Origin of the sequence: Planotetraspora sp. GP83, assembly GCF_041262585.1 — a bacterium.
In the GTDB taxonomy this organism is placed as follows: domain Bacteria; phylum Actinomycetota; class Actinomycetes; order Streptosporangiales; family Streptosporangiaceae; genus JAOEGB01.
The window spans coordinates 24,574-41,965 of sequence record NZ_JBGCBZ010000024.1 but is presented as its reverse complement, the minus strand read 5'-3'; the positions used below and the strand labels follow the sequence as shown (position 1 = coordinate 41,965).

The 17,392-nt window shown below is 65.2% G+C and carries 11 protein-coding genes; 3 read left to right on the top strand and 8 right to left on the bottom strand.

The features are described 5' to 3' along the window. Window positions 1–50: 50 nt before the first annotated feature. Window positions 51–1,073, top strand: coding sequence for a DUF932 domain-containing protein (locus ABH927_RS27815; protein WP_370026331.1), 1,023 nt, complete (start codon window positions 51–53; stop codon window positions 1,071–1,073). A gap of 1,684 nt (window positions 1,074–2,757) precedes the next feature. Here the strand turns inward: ABH927_RS27815 and ABH927_RS27810 are convergent. Beyond that, window positions 2,758–3,990 (bottom strand): MFS transporter, encoded by a 1,233-nt coding sequence (locus ABH927_RS27810; RefSeq protein WP_370026329.1) that lies wholly within the window; start codon window positions 3,988–3,990, stop codon window positions 2,758–2,760. Between the two features lie 43 nt (window positions 3,991–4,033). Between ABH927_RS27810 and ABH927_RS27805 the strand changes: the two genes are divergently transcribed. Both ABH927_RS27805 and ABH927_RS27800 read left to right on the top strand, forming a co-directional pair. Beyond that, window positions 4,034–4,594, top strand: a complete 561-nt coding sequence (locus tag ABH927_RS27805; protein WP_370026327.1) for a TetR/AcrR family transcriptional regulator — start codon at window positions 4,034–4,036, stop codon at window positions 4,592–4,594. A 333-nt stretch (window positions 4,595–4,927) separates the two neighbouring features. Continuing rightward, the gene (locus ABH927_RS27800) at window positions 4,928–5,413 is read left to right on the top strand and encodes a hypothetical protein (RefSeq protein ID WP_370026325.1); all 486 of its coding nucleotides are present in this window, start codon (window positions 4,928–4,930) and stop codon (window positions 5,411–5,413) included. Window positions 5,414–6,169: 756 nt separating this feature from the next. On the opposite strand, the gene ABH927_RS27795 is transcribed toward ABH927_RS27800, so the two are convergent. The 7 genes from ABH927_RS27795 to ABH927_RS27765 all read right to left on the bottom strand — a co-directional run bounded on the left by ABH927_RS27795 (window position 6,170) and on the right by ABH927_RS27765 (window position 17,376). Beyond that, the gene (locus ABH927_RS27795; protein WP_370026324.1) at window positions 6,170–7,315 is read right to left on the bottom strand and encodes a hypothetical protein; all 1,146 of its coding nucleotides are present in this window, start codon (window positions 7,313–7,315) and stop codon (window positions 6,170–6,172) included. Window positions 7,316–9,287: 1,972 nt separating this feature from the next. Continuing rightward, window positions 9,288–9,962, bottom strand: coding sequence for a C40 family peptidase (locus ABH927_RS27790; RefSeq protein WP_370026323.1), 675 nt, complete (start codon window positions 9,960–9,962; stop codon window positions 9,288–9,290). Further along, window positions 9,959–10,798: a replication-relaxation family protein gene (locus tag ABH927_RS27785; RefSeq protein ID WP_370026321.1), complete on the bottom strand. Its 840-nt coding sequence runs from the start codon at window positions 10,796–10,798 to the stop codon at window positions 9,959–9,961. The genes ABH927_RS27790 and ABH927_RS27785 overlap by 4 nt, the downstream gene beginning before the upstream one ends. Continuing rightward, window positions 10,795–13,164 carry a type IV secretory system conjugative DNA transfer family protein gene (locus ABH927_RS27780; protein ID WP_370026320.1) on the bottom strand — a complete coding sequence of 790 codons (2,370 nt, stop codon included), beginning with the start codon at window positions 13,162–13,164 and terminating at the stop codon, window positions 10,795–10,797. The genes ABH927_RS27785 and ABH927_RS27780 overlap by 4 nt, the downstream gene beginning before the upstream one ends. Continuing rightward, window positions 13,164–14,924, bottom strand: a complete 1,761-nt coding sequence (locus tag ABH927_RS27775; protein WP_370026318.1) for a VirB4 family type IV secretion system protein — start codon at window positions 14,922–14,924, stop codon at window positions 13,164–13,166. Before ABH927_RS27775 ends, ABH927_RS27780 begins: the two co-directional genes overlap by 1 nt. Beyond that, a complete protein-coding gene (locus ABH927_RS27770) occupies window positions 14,921–15,859 on the bottom strand; it encodes a PrgI family protein (RefSeq protein WP_370026316.1) in 939 nt (312 codons plus the stop codon). The genes ABH927_RS27775 and ABH927_RS27770 overlap by 4 nt, the downstream gene beginning before the upstream one ends. After that, window positions 15,856–17,376, bottom strand: a complete 1,521-nt coding sequence (locus ABH927_RS27765; RefSeq protein ID WP_370026315.1) for a conjugal transfer protein TrbL family protein — start codon at window positions 17,374–17,376, stop codon at window positions 15,856–15,858. The genes ABH927_RS27770 and ABH927_RS27765 overlap by 4 nt, the downstream gene beginning before the upstream one ends. Window positions 17,377–17,392 lie beyond the last annotated feature (16 nt).

The window sequence follows — 17,392 nt, the reverse complement described above, 5'->3', positions numbered from 1 at the left end:
CATCGGCTCCGGCCGGTGCCTTTCTCATTTCCACCGAAAGGAACAAGACCATGTCCAGGGAGTCTCTGGAGTGGCTGAACGCCAACACACTGATCGGCTTCACCGAAAAGCGCGGCACCGCCTGGCACTACCGGGCCAGCATGCAGAGCGAGGAGCCCAACCACTACCCCGGGCCGATCCCGGTCGACGACGTCAAGCGGCGGCTCTTCAGTTGGGAGGCGGTGTCGAGCCCCGTCTATGTGGAGGATCCGCGAGGCGGAATTTCCCAAGTCCCCGGGCGGCAGGCGATTCTCCGCAGCGACAACGGCCATGTCATGGGGATCTTCTCCGACGGCTACGAACCCCATCCCTATGTTGAGTGGCTGATCCACACCATTTCCCGACTCCTGGACGCTGACCTGTCCATCGGCTCGGCCGGCCTGCTGAAGGGCGGAGCGGTCGCCTGGGTGTCGGTCGAGGTGCCAGAGAACATCCGGACGCCCGAAGGGGTGGAGTTCCGCCCTCACCTGTTCGGGGCGACCTCGTTCGACGGATCGCTGGCCACCACGTTCAAGCGCGCCGTGACCAACATCGTGTGTGATAACACCATGGCTGCCGGACTGGCAGAACGCGGCCAGCAAGTAAAGATCAAGCACTCGCGGCACTCGAAGTTCCGGCTCGCCGAAGCGCGGGACGCGCTGAACATCGTCTACGCCTTGGCGGAGGAGTTCTCCGAGTCGGTACGCGACCTGTGCCGGACCTCGGTCAACCGGTGGCAGTGGGATGCGTTCCTCGACGCCCACGTGCCGATGCCCGATCAGCCAGGCCGTAGCCGCACGATGGCCGAGAACAAGCGCGACACTCTAACCAGACTGTGGAACCACGACCTACGGGTGTCGCCTTGGTGCGGCACGGCCTGGGGCGTGGTGCAGGCGGTCAACACTTTCACTCACCACGAGCAGAACGTACGCGGTGCGGAGCGAGCCGAACGCAACATGCTCCGCGCGGTTACCGGCGGCATCGACGAACTCGACCGTGGGACTCTCCGCACCCTGTCCGCAGTGCTGGATCAGCCGCTCGCCGTCGCCGCCTGAGAAACAACGATGACTGACGCGGTACGGCTCCCTGCCCTCGCAACGGGCGGGGTGCCGTACCGAAGAAAGGAGGATGCCGTGGTTCCGAAGCACGCACGGGTCCGAATGGTGGGCCGACGCCATCGAGGGGTCGCCTGTGCCAGACGTAGCAGCCCACGCTCACGCGAGAAAAGGTTGAGGGACACGGAACAGCGAGCGCTTCGCGCGCTGGCACACATTTCGCGGCGCTCCACCTCTGCCGCCGCGTTCACCAGAAGGTCGAGCTGCCGCCAGCGGTGAGTGGACGAGACCGATAGGTGCGCTTTGCCTCCCGAGGATCGGGGGGAGGGGGCACCGGCGGACGGCTCTGGCGCACGGTCCTGCAGTGCGGATCTCCATGCAACACGCCGTCGTGACCTGCAATGATCTGTTATCGCTAATACTATGGGTTTTAGTCGCTTAGTGTAAGCATGCGGGTAGAGACCTACCCAGGAACAAAGGGGGGCCGCCAAGGCTGGATCGCAACCTTGACGGCCTGGGCGAGAAGGCGGGGGCCATCCCGTTCCTCAGCGGTGAATGGCACTCACCAACGCCGCAGCCGCCTGGATGACGGCCGCAGCAGCGAGGAGGAAGGATGTCACCCCCGCCCATCTCTCAACCGTCCGTCGGCTGAGTGTCCGCTTCAAGTGCCGTCGGGGCACTGTGCATCACCTCCCGTCTGTGGCGTCGGATGCCACCGGTGTGCATCCGACATGGGAGGAAATACGTTGCAACACGTTAAAGCCGACCGCCGGTTCAGGAGAACACTAGAGTGCGATCTCGGTGAAATCGGAATGGTCGGGCGAAACCGCAGGTCCCACGGCGTGTTGCCCTTGCGCCGTACGCATCAGCGGCGAGCGATTGCGCCGATGCTGTCGTGAAACGACAGCTACCTATGCTGGAGGCTGGCTAATTGGGGCGCCCTTCCGATCGTCCTTCTGTCGAGCATGGTGCCCACACCACGGCCTCCGCCCATATGTGACTCGCAGGTTCTCGGCCAGGTCCGGATCGTGCGTTCCTGAGATCCAGGCGTCGATCAGCCGGGGCGTGCGGTCATCGTCAGGCAGGATGACGAGGACCGCGTCAGCCTCCTCGCCCTTGACCTGGTGGATAACCGAGGCATGAGCACCAGTGGCGGCGCTGGCCGGGGATATCCTGGAGACAGCTTGGGGGTGCCGTCTTTCAATCCCCTCCCGATCTCAGGCTGCCGCCCTGGCGGCTCTCGCGCTCCAGTTCCGCCTGCGGACGGTACTGTTTGAGCGTCGCGTTCGCGGTACGGCACTACAGTGAACGTGCCCTGGTCGATGAGCAGGATTCCTGTCTTCTCGTCGTGGTGGGGTCCGATGGGCACGTCTGCAGGCCGCGTGTGCCGGGCGGGGCGGAGTGTGGCCGCTAGGCGGCAGATGCAACACCAAGCCTTCTGGCCACAGGTCCTTCAACAAGTCACATTTTCCGTCCAATTCCTCCATGAGGACCGCGACCTCGGCGCCGCCGTCCAGGGGCGGGTGCTGAACGCTCCCACTGCTCATTCGGCGTTGGCCGAGTCGGTCGCTGAGGCGCGGCAGGACAGCAATAGGCGGGCTGGCAGGATCTGCACTGCCACTGCACGGCTCTGTCCGCGCCCCCACGGCCTGATTGGTCGGGCAAACCGGCACGGTTCCGGGTATCACCAGGTCGCCCGTAGCGAGCGGCGGGAGCCGAGCAGGAAGAGGATGAAGCCGGCACTCTGGGCGGCGACCATGCCGGCCATGGTGGGCTGCTCTCCGAGTGTGTCGAGGGCGACTCCGCCGAGAATTAAGCCTGAGGACCCGCCGACCACCGTGATAGCGGAGATGAGAGTCAGGGTCTGTGGTCTCAGGGGGGGCGTGATCCGCTTGAGGCGGACAGCGGCGGCGGGGCCGTTGGTGAGCCCGTTGAAGAGGCCAGCTGCTAGCAGGCAGGCGGTGAGCCCCCAGGGGGAGAGGTGGAGTAGCAGCAGGCCGAACAGCAGCCCTTGTGCCACCTTGCCGACATTCGTCAGCGCTATTGCTGAGTACCGTTTCAGCGCCCAGAGGGCGAGCAGGCTGCCGCCCACTGCGCCGGCTCCAAATGCGCCCATGACGATTCCGACGACTCCCACGTCGCCGCCGTAGCGGGTCACCGCGAGCACCGGGATGGCGACGAACAGCGCTTGCCAGGCGGCCTCGGTCAGGACCGTGCCGAGGGTCCATGAGGTGAGCAGGCGGTCTCGGCGCAGGATTTTCCAGCCGTCCGCGACGCGTCCCGCCCGGCTGTGCGGTACGGCGGACGGGCCCGCGGGGACGAGGCACCAGATGAGCAGGGCTGTTGCGAGGTAGGTGAGCGCGTTGATGAACAGCACGGCCGGGGCGCCGAGCAGCGCAATCAGGCCGGCCGCGACGGGAGGGCCTATGAGCAGGGCGGTGCGCACCGCGCCCTGCAGCAGGGAGGTGGCTCTGCCGAGTATCACCTCGTCCTCGCCGAGCAGATCAGCGATGATTGTCTGCTGGGAGGCCAGGTAAGGGGCCGTGAAGAGGCCGATGGCGAAGACGAGGCCGAGCAGGACGGGCAACGTCAGCATTCCGCCCAGGTGGAGGAGGGGGACGGCGGCGATCAGTAGCCCGCGGCTCAGGTCCGATAAGATCATCCAGCGCCGGGGACCAAACCGGGACGCCCAGGTGCCGCCCACTGCGCCGAGCAGCGCCACCGGCACCAGCTCGGCGGCCATCACCCAGCCCATCTTCGCGGGGGAGCCGGTGGTGGTGAGCACCAGCCAGGGCAGCGCGAGCATGGTGAGCTGGGAGCCGGTGGTGGAGGTGACCTCGGCGGCGAGCAGTGGCCGGAGTCCCGGGAGCCTGACCAGAGACCGAGCCTTGTCAGGTGACGCAGTCTGTGTCCGCATGGGCATAAAATAACACGAGCGCTCGATATGGGAAGGAGCCTGCATGCCACGGATGAGTCAGCAGTACACGGAGACACGGCGTCAGCAGGTGCTCGACGGCGCGCGGCGGTGTTTCGCACGGCACGGCTACGAGGGCACGACCGTGCGTCAGCTGGAAACGGAGATCGGCCTGTCGAGCGGCGCGATCTTCAACTACTTCCCGAGCAAGCTGGATTTGTTCATCGCCCTCGCCGAGCAGGACAGCGCCCGCGCCGCCCGGCTGTGGCTGGAAGGCGGCCTGCCCGCCGTCGTGGAGACCTTCGCGGAGTCGGGCGGCGAGCTGTCCGGCAGCTATCTCGAACTCGGACGGCGGATCTGGTCCGATCCGGAGTTCCGGGACAAGTGGGCGACCCGCGGCGCGGCCTTGGAAGAGGCAATCCTCACCGAGGTGACCGATGGCGTGCGCGACGGGCGTTACCGAACGGATCTGCCCCCGGCGGTCCTGGCCGAGTTTGCCACGATTGTCCTCGACGGATTCATGCTCCGGGTGCGCACTGGCGGTCTTCCTCCCAGCAGGCGGCAGTTCTACGCGCTCTTCGAGAATGCCCTGTCACCCTCGCAGTAGCCCGGCCAGCCGCGTAACCCGCCCGAGGCTGGCGAGCAGGTCCGGGGCGGAAACCCCGAAGTCGGCGACGTACTTGCGGATCTTGCCGAGGTCGGTGTGATCGTTGGTAGGGACGGCTAAGAGCCGAGCGGCGCCTCGGCGCTGGGCATACGGTGCGTGCCTTCTCAACTCGGCTGCCGCGCCGGGACGAGTGCGCGCCCGTGCTATGCGCCGGTGGCCGCCAAGCGCCTGATGCGCCACGCCGCAGAGCTTCTCCGAGATCTGCCCCGTCCATGGCTGTTTCTGCGACCCTGACGAAGCGGTGCACGCCGCAACCGAGGTGGTGGAGGCGATATGAACGAGGCGACCGCGCATCTGCTGTTCGACGTGGTGGAGCGTCTGGAGAAGAACATCGTGGCCAGGGAGTGCCCTGCGCTCGTCGCGATGGAAGGCCAGCGCAGGTTGTTCCTGAGTGATTACGACTACCTGCGGGACCGGGCTGCTGCGACGTCATTCGAGACCAGGGCGGCGGAGAAAGTCCTTGAGATCGACGCCACTCGTTGGGTGATCGCGGTTCCGCAGGTGTGGTTGTTCACGCCGCCGAGCACGATAGCCGTACGAGCGGTCTCCAATCATCCTCTACGGGAGGGCGAGCAAGAGGCCATCACGTGGATGAGCTTCGATCGAGATGACGGGGTTGACTACGGGCGGGTGGCATACGCGCGTCGTCCGAGCGGAGAGCCCGTCTTCGAGGAGCCGGAGATCTTTGACATCGGAATCCGGCCGAGGGGCGAGATGCCCGGCTTTCTCCTGTTGCAACGATGCCTGCCAGAAGAGTGAGGGCCGGTTCGTGAAGAACCGGCCCTCCGACCAACTTCAATTCTGTGATCAAAGGCAGATTGAGATCGGTCGCCCTTGATTCTATAGCCTGCCGCCGGTCATGCCAGGACTGTCCACGGCGCGTTGATGAGGAGCCACTGAGGAAGGTCGGTTACAGCTCGTATAGATCAGACTGCAGCGCCTCGGCTACGGTGGCCAATTTCTCCAGGGACTTCAGGGCGCGGGTGGACTGTGCCGACTTCGCAGGGCTGCTGGCCCCTGGCCTGCGCTCGCTGCACCTTTGAGCGGGGCTACTCTGCCAGTTGGTGAGGTGTGTAATCTTCGGCCCTGAGATAGTGAACGTGCGGGTGAAGAAGGTCCGCAGGCCCCCGTATGTCGCCGATGAGGACGGGTAGAACGTAGCCGTTACCCTGCTTAACCGATGTCATCATGGCCGATGAGGCTTCGTCCATCGGGATCAGCTTGGCTAGGTACTCTGTGGAGATGAACGGCACGAAGAAGCGGGACTGGGAGCCGCACACTTTGCGCTGTTCACGTATGAAGCTCTTCCCCTATCACTCGTTACCCATGTTGCGGTCGTAGAAGGCGCTGAGGCCCAAGCCTTTGCAGGCGTCAACGATCTACTGGCCGGCGAGGTCCTAGGTAAGCGATTCGGTGGTATTCGCCTTCCATTATGTGATACTAGGCTTGATTTAATCGCTGATGAGAGGTGCAACACCTGCCCGAAGAGTCCCTTCGTGTAAGTGGAGGCTTTCCTCAAACACTGCTGTCACGCCACCAGGGCAATGCGGCGCTGCGCTGCCAGTTCAATTGCGATACAAGGTTTTTGGCGAAAATCTTTTTGTGCTCGTCTGGGCTAATTTTCTCCTGGCCTGTGAAATTGCTAAATGAGTCTCGCCATTCGAGTGGGTTGCGGCCACCTAGTATGGCGACTGGTTGCGCATCGTAGAGGTGCTCGGCCGTCAGAGCAAAATGAGGACGCTTATCGCCATTCGGGTTGATCCTCCAGTTTGAGTCGCAAGCGCTTGATGGGTCGAGGGTTGCGACAAACGTCCATGAGGCATCCAGGCGATCAGCCAATGCAGCAAGTTTCGCGAGTTCCTCTTCCACAAGCCCAGCAGCTCGCGTCTTGCACTCCCCAATGGCTATACCTCCGTCGGCAAGCACTAGCAGTACGTCCGCTTCGCCTATGACGGTTGCAGATCCTGGCTCACGGAAATTCACACCAGGATAGCCACCGAAGATGGGGCCCACCTCTGCGAAGCTTGACCGGAACAGCTCTGTCAGGAATCTTAGCGCCAGAACATGTGCTATCGCATCGCTGCTGACATTATTAAGCAGTAGATCGCTTGCGCGGTATGAGAAATTGAGAACGTCATGTCCGTATGGTGCTTCGATGCTCCGTGCACACCCACGACACAGAAAAGGCGGTGACAACTCTTGCAGCAGTCGCCAGTTTTGCCCACGGCAATGCGGGCAGTGTGCCACGGCACCTCTAATAACAAGCCCATTCTGCTCAGCCCACTCTAGCCAAGCCTTAGCTGCCCCATCTGTTCCGAGGATCTTTTTGACTTCGCTGAACTTGATGCTTCGCTGATCGGTTTCGTCCGGTGTCCCGATACTCTTTCGAAGCAAGTCTTCAATGCGCGCGAGTTGGCGGCGAATGTCTTCAGACATTTCTTCCGGGTCAACGGCTAGCAGCTTCCTGAGTCGCGCATTTAGATAATTCGCACCCCGACGTTCACAAAGCCGGACTAGAAGATCTTGAGCATTGGGTGCGAGCAGTGGATAGAGATTGTTAATTCCCCCCGCTCTTTCTATCAATGACTCGGCGATCACTCCGGGCCCACTTGGCTCGGACTCGAGCGAACGATCGCGGCCTATGGCATACAGGACATCCATGCCACTCGGATATGAGACTGTGGTGAACGATCGTGTCCAAGAGCTAGATGCTACAGCTCCTCGGTGGTACCTAGTGCCCGTTACATACCGATCTCGCCGCATAGTACGACTGGGTGGGAGTTCCGCCCCTTCCGGAATGATCGTTACTTCGAACCACCCTCCGTGCTCACGAAGGAGTGGCTCACCGAACCGTTGAGCTTCCGCTGGGGTTACGGAGGGAATTTTAGCTTTCCCATCGACAAAAGTCGCCGTATCCTGAGAAAAGTGCCCGCATCCGTAGTTTGGTTGGAGCACGTCGGTAATAGCGCCCACATGATAAGGAAGGTCAACTTCTTCTACTATTTGGTTGAGCGTTTCAGTTTCTACGCTTGCGCTTACAACGAGACAGTATGCATCGCGCATTCCCCAGACTTTCATGGCCATCTCACTCCACCAATATCTGAGTGCATGGCCAACATCGGCGGTGACAGGGACGGCCAGAGGAAACCCGGACGGGAGTCCGTGGACTGCTCGCAGTTGCCAAATAAGGCAGAGATCTTCAACGCTGCCCGGCTCGTAGACCACTACGATATTGGGGCCGACATCCGCTGCAAATTGCCTGCGATGAGGAATGACCGTAGGACTACCGGGGCTTTCGAATTGCCGCCCCAGGGGCGCGGATGTCGTATTTAGCAGGTGGCATGAAAGTTGTCGAGCTGTTAGTCGACCCGAGTTCCGTAAGCTTTGCAAAAGATGTTCTGCCCCCGGAGGGCCGGCGTCATTGCTCGGATCTATTATGTTGTCAAAGGTGAATTCTCGTTGAAGCCCGTGGACGCGAAGGACTTGTGGCGAGATCCTATCAGGGAATTTTCCCCAAGTTGCCAGATACGACAGGTACCAAGGATCATCAGAACTGATTGACCCGGCTGTATTTAACTGGATATCTTCAAATCTCGCAGGCGGAGTATATGAAAGGACGCTGATAAGAGGCTCACCCCCACTATCCTCCACCCAAAGTCCACCACCATATTCTTCGAATCGATGGTCAGAGGTAGTCCAGACTCCTCTAGTGATAGTCATGGCAATATCTGAGTCCGCAAGCAAGTTTGCCCACGGATCAGCAAGAGTTTCGACGGAAGGAGTTGCAGGCAGTAGCAAACTATAGGAACCGCCCCACCCTTTGCATGCTGACTCCAGCGCGCTCACCGCATCGTCCCAGTTATCGGCATTCACTAGCCGCGCAAGTGATTGCGGTCCGAGAATGCGAGTGACTGGCACTGTGCCAGATAGGGGTGCCTCGCTGAGGGTTTCGTACTGCCGCATATTATGATCTTCCTTTGATTGTCGAGAGCATACCACTCACGGGTCTGGGCTTCGAGTGACAGGGGCGTCCCTAGGGTCGATAGAGAAATAGCTAAATCAGGACTTGGGTATCTCTTCCGCTCATCCCAGCTTCCAGCATCAGCCACCCGTCGAACCGGATCTCTACAGCCGGGTCGACTGCTGCTGGCTACTGCCGATCCGTGGGCGCCTGGCGCTGGCGAAGAACTGCACGACGCTCATATGCCGGATACCGACAACTGCCATAGAGGAATCGATGCTGCACGGCCGTGACGTCACCGACGCCGGGGTGGCCGACGACGAGGCCTATGGCGGACGCCAGTTAAGCACCACATGCGCCTGCTGGGCTTGCGGTACATGCTCGCGGTCAAGACCGATCACCGCATCACCACCGGGTGGGACCATCACCACCGCCGACGTGGCCCACAGCCTCCCGGACGCGTCTGACAGTGGCTGCGCACCGGCAGCGGAACCTGGTGCGGCGGCTCACTGAAGTGATTATCGAGCACCTGTTTGATTACCGCCGGTTGAGATTTCAGAAGCCGGTCAGCGGTGGCGAGCCATGGTGGGCGGTGGTCGGGGTGATCCCTGTCCCTGCGCTAAGGGCGTAGGACAGCCGCTGTTCGAGCTCTGATCTCTTTGAAACCTACGGTCATCTGGGCCGGACGGCGCCGATGAACTCGCGTTCCCGGCTTGGTACGCCCGCCCATGTGTCGATACGGACGGTGCTGCCGGTGTGCGGTGCGTGGACCATGCGGATAGCGTCGATCGCGATGCCGACGTGGTGGATCGTTGCCGGGTTGGCCGTGTTGTAGGCGAAGAAGATCAGATCCCCGGCTCTGATTTGACTTCTGGGCACGTGGATTCCCGTCTTCCACTGCACGGAGGTATCACCGCCGATCCGCGCCCCGGTCTTGGCCCAGGCGTACTCGGCCAGGCCGGAGCAGTCGAAACCCCGGGTTTGGGCACCACGTCCGATTCCGAGGCTGGGACCGGCGGGCCCGCCGCCGCCCCAGGAGTACGGGATGCCGCGCATGCGCAGCGCCGCCTGGGCGGCGATCATTCCGCGTCCTGTTCCGGCCGCCGTCTCCGTGGGCTGCTGTCCGCTTAAGAGCTCTGCGCACACTCCTATGGCGGTTCTGGGCGGCGTCTTCCGGCTCTGAGGGGATCTCGGCTGGTCGGCCGCTGGGCTGATGTAGTCGCACATCGCGCTGGCCGAGATGGCCGCGAACCGTGCGCCGACTGACAGTCCGGCCAAGAGGACAACGCCGGCCGCGAGGCTGCCGCTTGCGGCGAGGATTTTCGGCAGCCAGGTTTCGATGATCAAGGGCGTTCCTCTTTGGCGGGCTGGGGCCAGTGATCGGCGAGCTCGGCCAGGCGTAGCCGTCCTTCTCGGCGGTCGTGGGGGAGCCAGATGGTGTCCTCGGGGGTTGACCCCGCTACGGCGGTGGCGCAGGGCACCGATGTCTGGCCTGCGCGGAGTTGGAGGCGGCCGTGCAGGCTGGTCTCTCTTCGCGCCGAGGAGGTCAAGAGCAGGACGGGCGTGGTGATTCCGGTGGCTGCGGCGAGTGTGGCGTAGCCGTTCAGCTTGGCCAGCACCCGATCGAAGGTCTCGGTGCCGGTGTCGTATTCGAGGAAGAAATCGACGCTATGGCCGTTCTCGGTCCACCTGCCGTAGGCGTCAGGTCGGACGTGCTTTCCCCATTGAGCAGCGCAGCGCGCCTCTGGCCACCAGGTATCCAAGTGGCATCCGCTCGTACGCCGGGCCGTGCCGTACAGTCGTGCGAAGACCTCGTTGGTTCCGAGGGTGTGTGCGAGGCGCTGGCTGTAGGCGATGGACAGGGCGCGGTCTCGGCGGTAGCCGAATTCGGACAGGTCGATGCCATCCTCGGTGGCCAGTACGGCCGCGCCGGGCTCCCCCAGGACGTAGTGCCAAGGCGCGGTGCCGACTGGCGGCTTGGGCCGGAAGCGGTCCAGGACGCCGATGTGGTGCAGTTTGACCAGGCGGTGCCGTGCGGTGGTCGGGTCGTTGAAGGCGACGCGGGCGATCTGGTGGGAGGTCAGGACCTTGTGGGTCCAGACCAGGCGGAGCAGGTGCCGATCGCGGCCCGTCAGCCGGGTGGCGAGCGAGGCCAGGACGCTTGGCGTGTAGTGCTCGTTCATGATTGCTCTCCTTGTCTGGGGTGCTGCCGTGGGTCGTCCTGCGGCAGAGCTTCGAGGCGGGTGGGCATACGCCCGTGGGCTTGAGCGGCGGCGACTCGGATGCGTCGCGCCAGCTCAGGGTCAGGGGCAGGTAGGGGGCGGGTACGCAGGGTGAACGGCGGAGTCTCGGCGGAGCGGACGATCAGCCGCGCGGCGGCCTGGAAGGCACCGAGGTTGGATAGGTCGTGCCGGGTCAGGTACGGGCTGAAGTGGTGTTCGGTCTCGCGGGCGTCCTCGGGAGACAGCGAGAAATAGATCTTGTTACGGGCGTCCGAGCTGATGGCCTGGCGCAATTCCTGGGGAAGCTGGGCGAGGTGCTGGTGAGCGAGCACCATCGACAGCCGGTACGCCCGGGCCTCGGCGAGCATGTCCGCCAGGGCGTGCGGCAGGTTCAGGAAGTTCTGCGTCTCGTCCACGTACAGCGCCGAAGGTGCGCGGGTACGGCCGAGCCGGGCGCGGTGTGAGGCGGCCTGCCAGACCTGGGCCAGTAGAAGGGAGCCGAGCAGGCGGGCGGTGTCGTCGCCGAGCACGCCTTTGGGCAGCCGGGCGAGCAGGATCTTGCCATCCAGGACGTCGCCGACGTCGAAGGTGGATTGGGCTGAGCCGAGGATGTCGCGGACGAACGGGCGCAGCATGAACGCCCGCAGCTTGTTCATGATGGGGGCGGTGACATGAGCTTGGGCCTGCTCGGACAGGCGCTCGTACCAGTTCCAGAAGCCCAGCAGAAAGCCGTCGTCGAGCCGCTCTGTGAGCTGCCTGCGGTAGAGAGGATCCGTGAGCAGTGCTGGGATGTCGGCGAGAGTGCCGCCGTTGCGGGAAAGAGTCAGAGCGCAGCCGCGCAGGATGTCGTCGCTGCGCGGGCCCCAGGAGTCGGCATAGATCTTGTGGAAGATGCCGACAAGGTTGTCCACGAGGGTTTCCCGGTCGGGGCCGCTCAGCACGTTGAGCGCGGGCCGGGAATGGCGGTCGTCCGGGTCGATCAGAGCGATGCGCTCCCCGGCGTCTTCGGGGATTAGACCGAGCAGGTCGGCGACCAGGTCTCCCTTGGCATCGACCACGGCGACGCCGCGCCCGGCCTCGATGTCGGACAGGATCATCTGGGCCAGCAGCGTGCTCTTGCCGGTGCCGTTCGGTCCCAAAACGTGCACGTGGTGGCAGGAGTCGATCACGCGCAGCGCGACCGGTCGCTCATGTCCCAAGTCGGCCAGGCCGAGCACCTTGCCACCTTGGGCAACCTGTGGCGAGGGGGCGACCGTGTTCGCTCCGGCCCGCTGGAGCCCCGGCACGGCGGCGTCCACCGGCAGATGTGCGAGTGCGGCCAGTTCGGAGACCGACAGCAGGAACCCTCGCCCGAGCCGGCGCGAGGCGAGGTGGCGGGCGGGTAGCGGCAGGCGACGTCGCTCCAGGCGGTTGTGCCCGGAGAACAGCGCGAACGCAGAAGCGATCGCATGGGCGCGGCCCCGGATGGCGCGTCGGCGTGCTTTGCGGGCTGCTTGGTCGTTGCCGTTGTCGCCTTGCACGGCGTAGCGGATGGCGACCTCGTACCGGGGCTGTAGAGCCTTGTCCCTGATGGCGCGGGCCTCGGCGTACTGCTCCAGCCGTACGGCATAATCCTGCTCCCTGTAGTCCGCACGAGGGCGGGCCGGGCCCGGCGCGAGGAGGTCGAGAGCCGCTCGCAGCAAGGACACCGGGATGCTTGCCGTGCCGTTGGAGAGCCGGCGGCCGGTGGCGGGACGGGCGAGGATCTGTACGGCGGCGTGCTGCCAGGCAGGCATTCCCACAGCGGCCCCGAGCAGGGCACGGAGCGGGTCGTGGTCATGGTCGTGCCTGAGCGGCAACCGCTCGTTGCGTGCGATCACCAGTCGCCCGCCGGCGGACTGCCCAGTGAGAGGTATCGGTGGAGCCGCCTCGATTACGGCGGTGCGCGCGGACGGCCAAGCGGCCTCGATCGCGTGGTCCACCAGGTGCTGCGGGACGGTGCCGGGAACCCACATTCGGATTCGGACGCCACCTGCCCCGAAGACGTACTCAAAGGCGAGATGCGGCTGGCCGAACAAGGCCCGCTTCCAGGCCGGTCTCAGCAGCCCGAGCAGGTTGCCCCACAACGCCTCCGCGCCGGGCAGGTCCGCGACCGGCGGGGCCAGGATCTCCAGGCAGCGTGCCCCCTCGGTCATGGCGCGATGGCGAAGCCGTACGAGCAGGGAACCGAGCAGTTCGATGAGGATGACGGTGGCAGGCAGCAGGACGGCCAGATGGACGGCGTGTGCGTTCAGCCAGGCCATAACCAGGTCCACGATGGCGTCCGGGTCATAGAGGTCGTCCGGCATCACAGGTCGTCCTCCTCTTCGTGCTCGTACTGGGCGAGTTCTTGAGGGGATGAGGTGACGAGGCGGTGTTCCTGTTCGCTGGCCAGGACGTGGAAAGCCACGCGGGCCGAGCCGGAGTCGGCGGCGAGGAGGCCCGTCCCACGCTCGGCGGAGAGCAGGAGCTGGCGTTCGCCGTCGGATAGCCGAAAGGCGTCGGTGACCGCGTCGATGGCCTGGGGTGCTTGCCGGAGCAGGATCTGGGTGGCGGAGTTGGCGATGATCGCCTGCCCGATGTCGGAGCCGAGCAGGTCGGCGGCATCCTGGGTGACCACAGACAGGCCGGCCCAGTGTTTACGGGCAGCCTTGGCCATGCGCAGCAGGAACTTGGCTCCCTCGGCCTCCTTCATGAGGAGCCATGCCTCGTCGACCACGACGAGTCGGGGACGGCGGTTGTGCGGGTCGGAGACGCGTCGCCAGACCGCGTCCAGAGTCAGCAATGTGCCGACGGCCTTGAGCTCTTCGGGGAGGTCGCGGAGGGAGAAGACGATCAGGTGGGAGTCGGGGCGGGTGGTGGTGTGGCCGTCGAAGAGCTGGCGATGGGTGCCGGTCACGTACGGCGCGAGCCCGTCGGCGACTTCCCCGGCCTTGGGATCGGCATCATTGGTAAGGGCGCTTACCAGATCCTTCATGAGCGGCGGGCGCCGGTTCCAGGTGCGCTGGTCGAAGGTGATCCCCGCTTGCTTGTAGGCGGCGATGATGCCCCGGTCCAGGGCGGCCTTGCTGGCTTTGTCCAGAGGCCCGCCGAGCATGACCGCGACCAGGGTGTGCAGGAATAGCGACCGCCGGGTGAGCGGGTCACCGTCCCGGCGGCTTTCTCGGGGAAGGTCGAACGGGTTGAGCCGGACCCTCGGCGCGCCGAGGTGCAGGTAGGCGCCGCCGACCGCCGAGCACAGGCGGGCGTACTCGTCCTCGGGGTCGATCACCGCCACCTCGACCCCGGCATACAGTGACCGGAGCGCCTCCAATTTGGCGAGGTAGGACTTCCCGGCTCCGCTGCTGGCGATGATGGCCGAGTTGTGGTTGGCCTGAGCGAACCGGTCCCAGGCAACCAGGGACGAGCTGGCGGCGTTCGCCCCGTACAGGACGGCGGTCGGCCCCAGCTCGGTGATCAGGTCCGGGCTGGTGAACGGGAACGCCGCCGCGAGCGCAGGGGTGTCAAACGTACGGCTCATGGTCAGGTTGTCGAAGGCCAGCGGCAGAGAGGACACCCAGCCCTGGAGCTGACGGAAGGCGACCGGGCGGGCGTCCAGCAACAGCGAGGCAGCGAGTGCCCGAACCTGGGCGCACGCCTCGTCCAGCTCATCCTGAGTAGCAGCGTGGACGGTCAGATAGATCGAGACGCGGAACAGCTTCGCCTGACCGCGTGCGATCCGGGAGGCGAGATCCTGAGCGTCCTCTGCGGCGACCTCCGCCCCCGGGTCCAGGAGACGGCCATGCTGCTGGTCGCTGCGCAGCCCGGATTCCAAGCGCGCAAGCTGCTTGCGTAGCCGGTGGGCGGCAACGAGGGACGGGACGGGATCGACATGGATCGAGACGTCCAGGCGACCGGGGTAGCTCAGCAATGGCTCCAGCCAACCGGGCGTAACCTCACGCGGGTATCCGCTGATGGCCAAGGTCGTGCAGAGGCCGCCGCCGACTCGCAGGTCTCTCGGCCGGACCTGGATCGCGTCTGGGCCGAACCGCGTGGCGGCCCCCGACCATCTGCGTGGAATGAGTCTCACCAGCGTTCTCCTGTTGTGATGACCTGGCCCGGAGTAGCGAGCTGGTCGGCGGGCAGTGGTGGGGCGGCCGGGTCGAAGCAGGAGGCCAGCAGCGCGTTCGTGGTGGGGGCTTCCAGCAGGCGGACGGTCAGCCCGCACGCCGACAGCAGCCGGGATGCCTCGTCCAGCCGCCGCAGCGCGCGGGCCGCCGCCGCGTTCCGGCCGCTGGGCCCGGCGGCGGGTTCTCGGATGACCAGGAGGACTTGGCGGCGCAGCAGGTCATGCCGGGCAGAAAGGTCGGCGAGGAAGGCCGCGTGCTCGTGTGCGGCGGCCGTCAATGCGGGATGGGGAAGAGCTTGGGCGTTCTCTGCCAAGGTGCTGATCGTCTCGGTGAGGTCCACACGTTCGGCTCGGAGCAGGATTTGTGCTGAGCCGGACAGTGAGTTGAGCCAGCGGCCGAAAGTCGAGACGAGGGCGTCCTGCTCGTCTGGTGTCCGGAGGGCGAAGCTGACCGTGGACACCTCCGCCACGGCGGCGACACCGTCCGGCCCGAGGTCGATCAGTCCGTCACCGGCCACTCCTCGTGCGGGAAGGCGCAGCGGTGCAGGGCGGGGAGCGGACCTGGCGGCTATCCAGCCTGGAGCCGGAGAAATGCCCCCCGGCGTGGAGACCAGAGCCTTCGGGGAACGCTGGTGCCGGAGCGCGGCCAGCAGGTAGCGATCCAGACTCACGCCGTCACGTCGGCCGATCGCCAGCAGAATGCCGGCCAGCGCGATCGGTAGAGCTGCGGCGGCGCAGACCAGCAGCGGCACGCGGTCGCCGACGAGCAGGTAGGCGGCATAGATCAGGGCTCCGGTCCCGCCGAGGATCGCCACCTGACGGGCAGTGAAGCCGCCGACGATCCGATCTTCCTGCTCCACATCGGCGGGGATTCGGACGGGCTGAACCCAGCTCATCGGCTCTCACCACCAGTGGGGCGGCCACGGCGCCGCTTGGGTGGCGTGCGACGGGCTCCAGGGTTTTCGGGCCAGTCGATGCTGCCCGGGGTCGGAGCGCCCGGCGGGACGATCGGCCGCACGGGCCGCTGAGACGACGATGGCGGGGCGCCCTGGGCGCGAAGCCAGTACATCTGCTGAAGCCCGGCCGGGCCGTTGGCGTAGTAGGCGGTGCGGGGATAGCCGAACACCGGCGTCGTCTGCGGAACCGGGGCGGGGGCTTGCGGTGCGGGCCGGTACTTGCCCTGGACCGGCGGAGCGGACGGGGCATGCTTGACCGGGCCAGGTTGCCAACTCGCCGGGTTCACCGGGCGCCGGGCGGCGACAGGTGCATGCTTCGCCGGGCCCGCACCGCCACGAGCCGCAGACGCGGCGGTCCCCACGGTGGCGGCAGCCGTACCGACAGGACCTGCGGCAAGCGCGGGCAGCGCCCTGCCGACCATGGCGGACGCGACCGCGCCCCTGCCACTACCGGAACCCCTGCCGCCGCGTCCGCCTCTACCGAGGTGGAGGGCGTTCAGGACGGGCGAGGTGAGCTTGTAGGCCAGGGCGTACTTGACCATCCGGGTCACCATTGAGCCGCGGCCGGCGGTCTGGGCGAAGATCCTGCGGGAGATCCACGTCGGGATACGGATCAAGATGATCAGCAGGCACAGTGCGAGCACGAGGTTGACGAGTTGCCCGGTTGGGGCGATGCCGAGCAGGAGCCGCCCGTCCTGGTTGAAGAAGATCCGCACCGCCACGACCAGCGTGAGTGACTGGGCAACCTGGATGACCAAAAGCCCGGTGAAGGCACGCCACCAGAACCGGGCCAGCCCGTCGGTGTACGGCAGCGCCAGGCAGGCGAGCGGGAGCGGCGCCGCGACGACCAGCAGCAGGATCAGCGCGGCCCTCATGACGAACGCGATCAGCAGCAGGATGAGCAAGATGACGGCGACCAGGGCGAGCAGGACATAGAAGATCTCCTGCTGGCCCGGAGCGATGACCAGGAACCGAAGCGTCGCCGCGGCTCGCCGGCCGTCGAAGTTCTGCCCCAGCAACGCCGTCGACAGGGCATTGGCCAACTCGATGAGCTTGCCGCAGATCAGGAAGCTGGAGTTCGCCGCGAGGGCCGCCACGAACAGACGAGGCAGCACCTCTTTGACCGCATAGCGGGTCTGCACGGTCTCGTGACCCATCGCGGTGAGCGCGCCGATGGTGGCCAGCAGGACGAAACTGGTGTCAGCGATCGCGGCGTTCGCCTTCCACAGGTCGAACACCCTGCCGCTCTCCGACACATCCGGAGTCGCGAGCAGCGTCGCGGCCAGCATGTCCAGCAACGGCTTGATCGCCAGCGCCACCAGGTTCGCGAACCACGAGTTGATCTGGCCGGTGATCCAGTCACCGATACCGAACCCGAACCCAGGGGTGTCGAGCGGGATGTCGCTCAGATCGGGCGGCGACGGCGAAGGTGAGGCGGCATGCGCGGTTGCCGTCATAGCGGCAACCGATCCG